General features: G+C 66.5%; 9 protein-coding genes and 2 pseudogenes. 4 read left to right on the top strand and 7 right to left on the bottom strand.

Annotation, left to right across the window (positions count from 1 at the left end):
• Nucleotides 1-87: 87 nt before the first annotated feature.
• The 4 genes and pseudogenes from ACIRC0_RS37505 to ACIRC0_RS37490 form a co-directional block, all read right to left on the bottom strand.
• Nucleotides 88-2565, bottom strand: a complete 2478-nt coding sequence (locus tag ACIRC0_RS37505; RefSeq protein WP_403625924.1) for a tyrosine-type recombinase/integrase — start codon at nucleotides 2563-2565, stop codon at nucleotides 88-90.
• A gap of 14 nt (nucleotides 2566-2579) precedes the next feature.
• Nucleotides 2580-3860 (bottom strand): tyrosine-type recombinase/integrase, encoded by a 1281-nt coding sequence (locus ACIRC0_RS37500; protein WP_403625921.1) that lies wholly within the window; start codon nucleotides 3858-3860, stop codon nucleotides 2580-2582.
• Nucleotides 3861-3869: 9 nt separating this feature from the next.
• Nucleotides 3870-4025 carry a diguanylate cyclase domain-containing protein gene (locus tag ACIRC0_RS37495; protein WP_403625918.1) on the bottom strand — a complete coding sequence of 52 codons (156 nt, stop codon included), beginning with the start codon at nucleotides 4023-4025 and terminating at the stop codon, nucleotides 3870-3872.
• 289 nt (nucleotides 4026-4314) lie between these two features.
• Nucleotides 4315-4641 (bottom strand): annotated as a pseudogene (locus ACIRC0_RS37490) (MMPL family transporter); the annotation flags it as partial.
• A 6-nt stretch (nucleotides 4642-4647) separates the two neighbouring features.
• Here ACIRC0_RS37490 and ACIRC0_RS37485 point away from each other — a divergent pair.
• Nucleotides 4648-4869 (top strand): annotated as a pseudogene (locus tag ACIRC0_RS37485) (transposase); the annotation flags it as partial.
• A 109-nt stretch (nucleotides 4870-4978) separates the two neighbouring features.
• Here ACIRC0_RS37485 and ACIRC0_RS37480 read toward each other — a convergent pair.
• A complete protein-coding gene (locus ACIRC0_RS37480) occupies nucleotides 4979-5749 on the bottom strand; it encodes an SDR family NAD(P)-dependent oxidoreductase (RefSeq protein ID WP_403625915.1) in 771 nt (256 codons plus the stop codon).
• 190 nt (nucleotides 5750-5939) lie between these two features.
• Nucleotides 5940-6581: a TetR/AcrR family transcriptional regulator gene (locus ACIRC0_RS37475; RefSeq protein ID WP_403625912.1), complete on the bottom strand. Its 642-nt coding sequence runs from the start codon at nucleotides 6579-6581 to the stop codon at nucleotides 5940-5942.
• Nucleotides 6582-6883: 302 nt separating this feature from the next.
• Between ACIRC0_RS37475 and ACIRC0_RS37470 the strand changes: the two genes are divergently transcribed.
• The 3 genes from ACIRC0_RS37470 to ACIRC0_RS37460 all read left to right on the top strand — a co-directional run bounded on the left by ACIRC0_RS37470 (nucleotide 6884) and on the right by ACIRC0_RS37460 (nucleotide 9602).
• Nucleotides 6884-7723: an SDR family oxidoreductase gene (locus ACIRC0_RS37470; RefSeq protein ID WP_403625910.1), complete on the top strand. Its 840-nt coding sequence runs from the start codon at nucleotides 6884-6886 to the stop codon at nucleotides 7721-7723.
• A 121-nt stretch (nucleotides 7724-7844) separates the two neighbouring features.
• A complete protein-coding gene (locus ACIRC0_RS37465) occupies nucleotides 7845-8894 on the top strand; it encodes an aldo/keto reductase (RefSeq protein ID WP_403625907.1) in 1050 nt (349 codons plus the stop codon).
• 138 nt (nucleotides 8895-9032) lie between these two features.
• Entirely contained in the window at nucleotides 9033-9602 is a 570-nt protein-coding gene (locus ACIRC0_RS37460) for a TetR family transcriptional regulator (protein ID WP_403625904.1), read from the top strand.
• Between the two features lie 101 nt (nucleotides 9603-9703).
• Here the strand turns inward: ACIRC0_RS37460 and ACIRC0_RS37455 are convergent, their stop codons facing one another.
• Nucleotides 9704-10249 (bottom strand): CGNR zinc finger domain-containing protein, encoded by a 546-nt coding sequence (locus ACIRC0_RS37455; RefSeq protein ID WP_403625901.1) that lies wholly within the window; start codon nucleotides 10247-10249, stop codon nucleotides 9704-9706.
• Nucleotides 10250-10254: the final 5 nt, after the last annotated feature.

Raw genomic sequence — 10254 nt, 5'->3', positions numbered from 1 at the left:
TCCAATACCGGCCCGACACCCTCGACGGCTTCATAGCGGGCACCGGCCTGACCCTCGACGATCCAACGTCACCTTGACGAGCCGAAGTCAGTAACTCGAAGGTCTCGCAGCTGTGCTGGTCCGCGTCGAGATCTGGCTGAAGGTAGGCATACCGAGGTGGATCACCTTGCACTGCCGTTCTCGTTCCGAGTCGAGCTGGGTGAGCTTCTCCTCTGCGCTGGCGAGGCTGACTTGGAGTCCTTCGATCTCACCGAGCCATCCCTCCTGTTCTGCTTCGGTGATTCGGGCGATCAGGTTGTCGCGGATCTCGATGAGGCGGTGTCTCTGAGCCGGGTCCGGTCGGAGCATGGAGCATCGAATACACGCGTGTTCGTGGATGCAGGGAGTTCCGAATGCGCGAGCGCAGATTCCGATGGAGAGTTTGCGTCGCTCGAAGTGTCCAAGGAAGGCATCCCATTCCTCGTGGGTGGGGGTTCGATACTCCTCGCTGGGCCGAAGTGCTCGGCGCCGGGCGATGAACGCGCGATGAGCTTCGATAGCCTCGTCGGGGTAGATGGCGTTGTATCCCATGGTCGTGTTGATGCTGGTGTGCCCAGCGATGACCTGCGCGATGTGCGGGGGCAGGCCGCTTCGGATGGCGTCGGTGATGAAGATCCGCCGAAAGTCATGGGGTGAGAAGTCCAAGGGCTGTCCGGCTGAGTCGGTCAGATTCGTGGAAGCCAGCACCTCTTGAAGTGCTTCGCGCAGGAGCTTCGGGGAGAGACGGGAGCTCTCGCCACTGCGGCACCACTGGAAAAGCAGTGGCATCTGCGGATTCCAGGTCTTCTCGGCCATGTCATAGCTGGAGACGTAGGGGACGGCACCGGTGCGCGGGTCGCGGACGCGGGCGATGATCGCACTGAGCACATCGGCGAGCTCCGGGCTGACCAGGATGACCCGCTCCTCATCGGTTTTGGAGGGCGCGATCTGTAAAAGGGGGACAATCTCGCCGGTTGTGGGCAGTCTGTACTGGATCAGGCTGTGATGGCTGGCCTCCAGCATCTCCTCAATGCGGACACCAGTGTGCTGAAGAAACTCGACCATCGCCCAGGCCCAGAACGCGCGGCTCTCGGCCAGGGCCAGGTCGACGCGCCGACCGGTAGCGATGTTCACCGCCCAGGTCGTTCCGTCCTTCGTTGCCCGCCTGAAAGTGTCGCCCGCGAAAGCGAACTGACCGCCTGGCGGGGTGTCCATCAGCGCCTGTAGCCGGGCTTTGGCCTCGTTCAGGCATGATGAAGCCGCTCGGGCGACGACAGGCAGAGCCGGGAGCCGTTCCCTCGTCCGGTGGTCCATTCGGGCTTTGCGCCGCTTGTTGTCTTTCACGACAGCGACATCCGCGTCCTTGATCGGACTCGGCACCGCCCAAGGCCCCCAGCGCGCCGGCTCGTCAATGGCCCACTGGGCGATGTCGAGATAGAACGCCCGGACGGAGAGCATGATGCTGGCGACGTTGGCGCGTCCGGTCACTACTTCACGCACGTTGCCGTCTGGCTGACGGCGCCGTTCGATGCGAGTCTGGCATCTCTGCTTCCAGGCCGCGCTCACCTCGGGCGCCAGGTGGAGAGAGTCGATCCCAGGATGATGTTGTTCCAGATCACCCCAGAAGTTGCTGGCCAGGTGCCGGGACAAATTGTTCAGGGACGTGTAGTCGAGACCCGGCTGCCGCTCTTTGAGATAGTCCACCAAGAGATCTCGGACAGGGCGGCAGCGGACACCGAACCGGTCGACGAGCTGCTCCATCGACACCTGCCCACTGGTGTTGGCCAGGTAGCGCAAGGAACTGGGGGCTTCTGCAGGCAGGGTGCCCAACTCGCGCAGCCAGGCGTAGAAGAGGGTGTTGCCGCGCGCTTTGGCGTTCGCGGCTTTGTTCGCCGCTTTCAGTGCGGCGAGATACTCCACCGCGTCGCCGACGGTGATGTCCGCCAAAGTGCCGCCCTTGGCGGCCACGATCTTGACCAGGGAGTGCAGGGCATCACGCCCAACCTTGGAGGACCACGTGGCAGATTCGATCACCGCTTCAAGCTCGGCGAATCCTTCCGGGTCACGGGCAGGGATCAGCCCGATCCGCAGGCTCGTCATGTTGGCCGAGGTCCGTGACAGCAGCCAGGGGAGGGCGGGCCTGACAACGTCGGCGCAGATCAGACTCAGCAGCCCTCCCGACAGCGCCTGCCGTTGCGAGGGACCAGCAGCCGTTCCGATCCAACCGGGTGCCAACCGGGCCCAGTCATTGCCAGGACGCGTGCTCGCGGGACTGCTATTCCAGCGCTGCTGCCAGGTGGCCCCCGGGAAGGTCTCCAGCCACTGCAAGGTCTGGCGAGCTCCGCGGATCCTGGCGCGGTGCTGCTTCACGTCCGCCGGCCGCAGAGGAGGTTGCTCCAGGCGAGCCAGGATGTCGGCCTGCGTGCCTGCCGTGGCCGCCCAGTGATCCTCCGCAGGTCTGGGCGGGAAGCGCAAAGCGACGGCTTTCAATGCCTCCCCGGCCAGGCTCAGGGATGCGGGAGGTGCGACATGCGTCGCGGCGGACAAGGTCTCCGTAGGTGTCACCAGGCGGTCCCGAAAAGGTTGTTGAGGGATTCAGGGTTGTAGCCGGCTGCCGGAGGCGCGGGAGTCCGCTCGGTGGACTTGGCCCGTCGGGCATGGTGTGCTCGAACGTGTTCGATCACCTCGTTCCGGTCGGCCGGAAGATAGAGCTGTGTCGTCGACAGGTGTGCATGGCCGAGCACCCACTGCACGTCGGTCAGCGGCATCTTCGGATCCCTCGCCAGCCGATAGGCGGCGGTGTGGCGGAGATCGTGGCGAGTCCAGTTCGTACCGAGCAAGCCGTTGGCCCGGTTGAACATCGCACGGGCCGCCGGATAGTTCAGAGGGCGCCACGGGCGGCGTAGCGTCCACCACAGCCCCTCGTTCTGTCCGCGGGGCACCCCAGCCCGCCAGGCGCTCTCCTGATAGAGCCGTAGCCAGACGAAAGCGTCCGCTGAGCAGGGGAGTTGTTGATAGGCCCGGCTCCCCTTGCGGACCACCCCCAGGACCTGTTGGCCGGGCAGCGCGTCGCGGTGCCGACTGGTGAGCAGTTCCTCGGCGCGAGCCCCGTTGGAAACCCAGAAAGCCAGCAGAGCTCGATCACGGTCGTGCTTCAGCGCGGCGAAGAGTGCGTTGAACATTGCGTCGGGGATCCGCCGAGGGGCTCGCTTGGGAATGGCCGGCCGGTAGCGGCCTTGCCGTTCGTGGCGAAACCGCTCGTCAGGGTTGTGGTGAGCGTGTGCTCTGCCATGGCGCCGGGAGCGATCCAGTGGAAACGGGTTCAGGATCGGCCCAGTTCCCTCGGAGAGGTGGAAGTCGTAAAAGACCCGCAAGACGGTCTCGCAGTGCGCTCGCGTTGTTGGCGCGTATCTCAGCCCTGGTGACGACTTTCCGGTGATCGGATTGGGGGTTCCGGGCGGCAGCTTCTCTGGTGCTGGCTTTGGTGCTGTCTCCGTCTTGATGTCCCGTCGGTGGCGCCAGTGCAGCGGTGCGGGCTTGTTCGCGATCTTCATCCAGCGGGCGAAGTCCCGAGCGTCCGACCGGGCTGCACGATCCCAAGCGATCCCCCAGCCCCACAGGAAGCGCCACCAACGCAGCAAATCCATTCCGTACGACCGGATTGTGGCTGCTGACTTGTCACAAGCCAGCAGCTCCGCGAAGAAGGCGGCCACGGGTTCGATCTCGACCCCGTCCGCGTCCAGGAGGACAAATGGCCTCCATCGATCTCCCGTCTCCGCTAGCTGTCCGGCCTCGGGCAGCACGAAGCTCGCTAACTCCCTCTCGGGATCACGTCCAAGCATCCACGGAAGCTAGCAGAAAGGCTGCCTGACCTGCGAAAATGATCGAGTTAGTTCAGTCAACGGTTCATCTCCCCCGAGGCGGCCTACGGCTGCGCGTGGACCTGCCCAGGCGGTGAGCCGGGCCGCGATCGCCTTGAGGACGGCGTCCCCACCCGGGTGGCCCATCGTGTCACCAACCCACCCCCACCCCATGGGTCGGCCTGCGGCGGAGTTCCCACTTGCTGCAGTCCGGCACATCGGCGGACAGCCTTCGCGCAGGAGATTCCACGAAAGAGAAGTGGTCGGCCGACGACGTGCCCGGCCAGCAGGGCCGGGTGGCAGTGGTGACCGGCGCCAACACCGGCCTCGAGATCGCGAAGTGCTCGCATCCCGTGGCGCGTCGGTTGTGCTCGCGGTACGCAACGTCGACAAGGCAGGGAGGCTGCCGCACGCATCACCGGCCTGAACCCCGGCACGGAGGCCACGGTCCAGCAGCTCGACCCAGTGCCAGGACGGCCGGGACGATCGCCATGCGGACGACGAACGCGTCGAAGAAGACGGCGATGGCCAGGCCGAAGCCGATCATCTTGACCATCGACTCACTGGAACCGATGAAGCCGGCGAAGACAGCGATCATGATCACGATCGCCGCGGTGACGTCCCTCGCGCCGTGCCTGAACCCGGTCACGATGGACTGCGTCGGCTGCTCACCGTGGACGTACACCTCCCGCATGCGGGTCACGAGGTACACCTCGTAGTCCATGGCCAGACCGAAGACGACACCCACCATGAAGATCGGCATCCTGCAACCATTGCCCAGCCCGATGACCAGCGGGCCTAGCGCCGACGCAAGGGCCGGGCCGGTGGACGTCCGCCGGCCTTCGACAAGGCCCAGTACCGCCGCCGCAGTGCCGTCGAGCGGCGCATCAGCAAGTGGAAGCAGTTCCGCGCTGTCGCAACGCGATACGACAAGCGCGACTACATCTTCAACGGCACCCTGACCGTCACGGCGATCGTCATCTGGCTCCGGGACATCACCCAAGAGCTATCAGAAGCACCCTCACCGACACGAAGCAGACGTAAGACCAGACGTACGACCGGAAAGGCAGTGACCGCGGTGGATGACGCGCCTCCCCTCCTCAGGTGCGCTCAGAAATAACCGCCACGGTGGTGCGACCGCCGTCTACGTCGAGCACGGCACCGTGCACGAAGTCGGCTTCGTCGCTTGCGAGGTAGACCGCAGCGTGTGCGATCGCGCTGGGTGAGCCCATGCCGTCCGCCGGTGTGCCCTTCATCATCAACTCGCCCGGGTGGACCTCGCCCGGAACGGCTTCGTTGACGACACCCGGCGAGATCGCGTTCACCCGCACACCGCGCGGCCCGAACTCCGCCGCCCAGGCGCGGGTCAGCGTTTCCAGGGCGCCCTTGGACGAGGCGTAAAGCGAGGCGACGGGGATGCCGAGGCGGACTATCCAGGAGCCCAGATTGATGACGGCGCCGCCCCCGGCTTCGGCCATGGCGGGAGCGATTGCGGCGGTGAGGAAGAACGGTGCCTTCACGTTCACCCCGTAGACCTCGTCGAAAGTCTTCTCGTCTGTACTGGGGGTGTTCTCGCCGGGGAAGATACCTGCGTTGTTCACGAGGATGTCGATCCCGCCGCCCAGCGCCGCCGTCGCCTTCGCGGCGAGCGTCTGTGACGCCTGGGCGCTGCCGTCCAGCTCTGCCTGCACGAAGTCGGCGCGCCCGCCACGGGAACGGATCCCGTCGACTACTCCGGCGCCGCGCTGCTTGTTGCGTCCCGAAATAATCACGTGGGCACCCTCGGCGCCGAACGCTTCGGCGATGGCCCGTCCAATGTTGCTCGTCGAGCCGGTCACCAGCGCCCGCTTACCCTGCAGCCGTCCGCTCATCTGTCACTCCCGCACACTGGTGATCGCCGACAGGCGGGCAGGACAGCATGTCCTGGGCCCGCATGTTCCGCTCGGAGGGCCCGAGCGGCTTCTCGACTCACTGTGCGCAGAGAAAAATGGACTTACAAGTCCAATCTTGCGGGGAGGCCGACCGGATCCGGTCGGCCTCACGGGTGACCTCGCTCTCGGGTCACAGAGCTGCCAAGCGACTCCCAGCGCTGCCGGCCGCATGATCCAGTGCCGCACGGCGGAGCCCAGCAATGCCCTCGTCGAGCGCCATTCGCAGGTGGTATGCCTGTCCGGTCGCCTGAAGGATGGCGACGCCTCCCTGGATGGCCGCCAGCAGGGCAGCCGACCGCGCTTCGACGTCCAGATCTGCAGGCAGGTGTCCGGCACGCTGGAGCGCGCGGATTCCGCACGCGAGATCTTCCTGCCATGCGCGCATCAGCTCCACCACCACGGCCCGCGCACCTGGAGTGGTCCGGCCCATATGCAGAAAGAGAGCACCAAGCGGGCAGCCGGCGGCCTGCTCCTCGTAACGCTCGACCAGGTGGTCACGCCAGCACTGCCAGGCTTCCCAGGAATCGAGCGACCCGAGGTAGGGCTGCTGTTCAGCCAACACCCGGTCGGCCTCAAACTTTGCCACGGCAAGCAGCAACTCGTCCTTTCCACCCGGGAAGTAGTGGCAAAGCTGACTCTTGCTGGTCTGCGTGCGCGCCATGACGTCGTCCAAGGTGGCCAGCGCGACTCCCCTTTCTCGCAGCACTTCCGAGGCTCCCTGGATGATGCGTCTCTGCGTGGCCTTGCCCTTGGCCGTGAGCTCCCTGGTCATGACGCCCCCCAAAGTGGACCTGTCAGTCCATTCTAGAGCGCCGACCTTCCTGGTACCGCCATCCAGCCAAAGGAAGCGTTCAGGGGTTGGCACATCAGGCGCCCTGACGATCGCCATCCTGCGGCGGAGGCTGGCACCCGCCCCATGGCCCCGGACTCCGATTTAAACCATCCGGTTGCTTTAAACGACTGGGAGCGCTACGTTAAAACCAACCGGATGGATGGAACGGTCTGGACCGTCCGTCGCAACCATCCGTCCCACCAGAACGCGAGCAGTCAGTTGATTCAGCTGGAGGAATGGCTATGAGCACGTGGTTGGTGACCGGGGCGTCGTCCGGCATCGGTCGTGAGGTGGCAGAACAGCTTCTGCGGCGTGGTGACAGGGTCGCCGCCGTGGCCCGGCGCACCGAGCGCCTGAACGACCTGGTCAAGCAATACGGCGACCAGGTCTGGACGGCCCAGCTCGACGTGACCGACACCGCGGCCTTGCGCGCGGTGGTCGACCGTGTCTTCGCCGAACTCGGCCGGGTGGACGTCGTCTTCTCCAACGCCGGCTCCGGCGCCGTCGGTGCCGCCGAGGAGATGGAGGACGCCGCCATCGAGCAGCAGATCGCCCTCAACATGACGGCCCCGATCCAGCTCGCCCGCGCCGTGATCCCTCACCTGCGGGCCCAGGGCGGCGGCCGGTTCATCCAGACCTCCACGATGGGCGGCCAGATCACGACACCGGGCGCGAGCATGTACCACGCTTCGAAGTGGGGCGTCGAGGGCTTCATGGAATCGGTGGCCGCCGAGGTCGCGCCCTTCGGCATCGCGATCACGCTGATCGAACCTGGAGTCGTACGCACCGACTTCGGCGCATCGCTCTCCATCGCACCGGCGCTCGACGCCTATGCCGCGACCCCGGTCGGACGCATACGCCATTACATCGAGGCGACCGGCGGCAATCTGACGGCCGAGGCGACCGGTGACCCCGCGAAGGTGGCGGCCGCGATCATCGACTCCGCGGACATCAACCCGGCCCCCTTGCGCCTCGCCCTCGGCAGCGACTCCTACACGACCATCAAGAGCGCACTGGAGCGCAGGCTCGCCGATCTGGAGAGCACGAAGTCCATCGCCTTCTCCACCGATTACGCCAAGTAGCACACCCCTCCCGGGAGCCCGACGGCACCGCCCGTTCCTCCTCGGGCCATCCCATACGCAACTGCCGTTCTTCTGCCGCCTTTTGCGCCCTCTCGTTCATCAGCTTCAAGGAGATTCCCCCATGAGCCTCACCGACTTCCGCACGCTCGGACGCACCGGCCTTCGCGTCAGCCCCCTCGCGCTCGGCACGATGACCTTCGGCGACCCCTCCTGGGGCGCCGATGAGCAGACCTCGCTCGACATCGTCGCGCGCTACGTCGACGCGGGCGGCAACTTCATCGACACCGCCAACCGGTACATGGAGGGCCGCTCCGAGCAGGTCATCGGCACCTACCTGCGCAAGAACCCCGAGCAGCGCGACCGGCTCGTCATCGCGACCAAGGTCGCCCTGTCGATGGACCCCACCGACCCCAACAACGGCGGCACCAGCCGCAAGGCCATCCGCAAGCACATCGACGCCTCGCTGGGGCGGCTCGGCACCGACTACGTCGACCTGTACTGGCAGCACAACTGGGACCAGCACACCCCACTGGAGGAGACCATGTCCACGCTGGACGACCTCGTCCGCGAGGGAAAGATCCGCTACGTCGGCCTCTCCGACACTCCGGCATGGGCGGTGGCCCGCATGGCGACCCTCGCCGAATGGCGCGGCTGGACGCCGGTCGCCGCGCTCCAGCTGGAGTACTCGCTGCTGGAGCGTACCTCGGAGGGCGAACTGTTCGGCGTCGCGCGGGAACTGGGCCTCGGCGTGATGCCCTGGAGCCCGCTCGCCAACGGTGTGCTGACCGGCAAGTACACCCGCGAGGACCACAACCCCGAAGGCTCCGGCCGCGGTGTCTTCGTCGGCCGCCACCTCAACGAGCAGACCTTCGCACTCCTCGACGTGCTCGCCCGCATCGCCAAGGAACTGGACACCACGGTCGCGGCGGTCTCACTGGCCTGGGTGCGCCAGCAGCCCCTGACCACCGCCACGGTCATCGGCGCCCGCACGGTGGCCCAGCTCGAAGCCAACCTGGCCTCCCTGGACGTCAACCTCTCCGCCGACCATCTCGCCGAGCTCGACGCCCTCACGGCACCTGCCCTGAGCTTCCCCCTGCCCTTCCTCAAGACCCTGGGGGTCCCTGCCCAGCAGGGCACGACGGTCATCAACGGCGTCAAGGCCGGCGTCTGACCTCTCCCTCCCGCATGGTCCCTGCCCTGTGGCGCGTACCCTTCGTGGGCCCGCGCCCCAGGGCCTCGGACTGTGCGAAGGAGAGGCAGGGGCTTGGGAGAAATTTCCATCCAGACGTTTGTATTTTAGGCTGGTCCCATGGGTTATGACTCTTCCGCGACGCGTGCGCGGCTGTTGAAGGCCGCGCACCAGGAGTTCGTCGCATACGGACTCGCCGGGGCGCGCGTGGAGCGCATCGCCAAGAACGCACCCGCCAACAAGCAGGCCATCTACGCTTATTACGGCTCCAAGGACGACCTCTTCGACGCCGTCCTGGAAGCACGCATCCGCGTCCTGGCCGACGTCGTGCCCTTCACCCCGGACGACCTGGCCGCCTATGCCGGTGCCCTGTTCGACGCCTTCATCGAGGACCCCGAGCTCATCCGGCTCACCCAGTGGAAGACGCTGGAGAGACCAGAGGCGTCGGCCGAGGAGTTGGAGGCCCATCTCACCAAGGCGCAGGCCGTGGCCGACGCGCACGGCACCGATCTGGAAACCGGCATGGACGCCCTCATGATCGCTCTCGCCGCCGCCCAGGCCTGGCTGTTCACGCCTCCCGCCATCCGTAACCCCACGGGCGACGACGAGGAAGCGCGGCTGAAGCGGCACCGGGCGGCCGTGATCGCGTCGGTGGAGGCGCTTACCGAGCGGTTGATGCCGGCCAAGTGACGTTCCTCGGCCGGGCTGTTGGTCGTCGCAGTGACCGCCGGTACCCGCCCAGTCCTGGACTCTGCTCGACGGCGTCGCAGGAGTTCCGCACGAGGGCTTCGTCAGGCGCCCTGCGTCGTCGACTGGGTCTCGCCCCGGTGTCGTCCGCGATGCCGTGCCACAGCGTCGTTGTTGGCGCAGCGCACCGAGCAGTAGGTGCGACGGCCGTTGCGGGACGTGTCCACGAAGGCCAGACCGCAGCCCTGGCGCGCGCAGCGGCCCAGCCGGCCGGCGTCCGCGAAGCACACCACGTAGGCGAGTCCGGCGGCCGTGACCGCTCGGATGTGGGCGGCGGCATCCGCGTCGGCGGTGCTGTAGTGCAGATGAGGGCTGCCGTCGTGCAGGGAGATGTAGGGCCTGCTCGAGGAGTCGGCGAGCAGCGCGTTGACCGCCTGGCACCGCTGGTCGAGTTCCTGTGATCCGAAGCAGGCCGCCAGGCGCCGGCTCCACTCCCAGACTTCCTTCGCCTGTCCGGCGGTCAGCGCACGGCGCGCTATTCCGTGTGCGGCGAGCAGCGGTTCGAGGTCAGAGGGGCCCGGTGGATCCGTGAGGTTGGTCAGGTCCGCGGCCAGTCGGGCGGCCTCCCCGCCGTAATGGTTGAAGTACATAAGAC

The organism is Streptomyces sp. NPDC093984 (assembly GCF_044764595.1).
GTDB classification, from domain to species: domain Bacteria; phylum Actinomycetota; class Actinomycetes; order Streptomycetales; family Streptomycetaceae; genus Streptomyces; species Streptomyces cynarae.
Note: the sequence above shows the minus strand (reverse complement) of the source record. Positions and strands in the feature narration are given on the sequence as shown.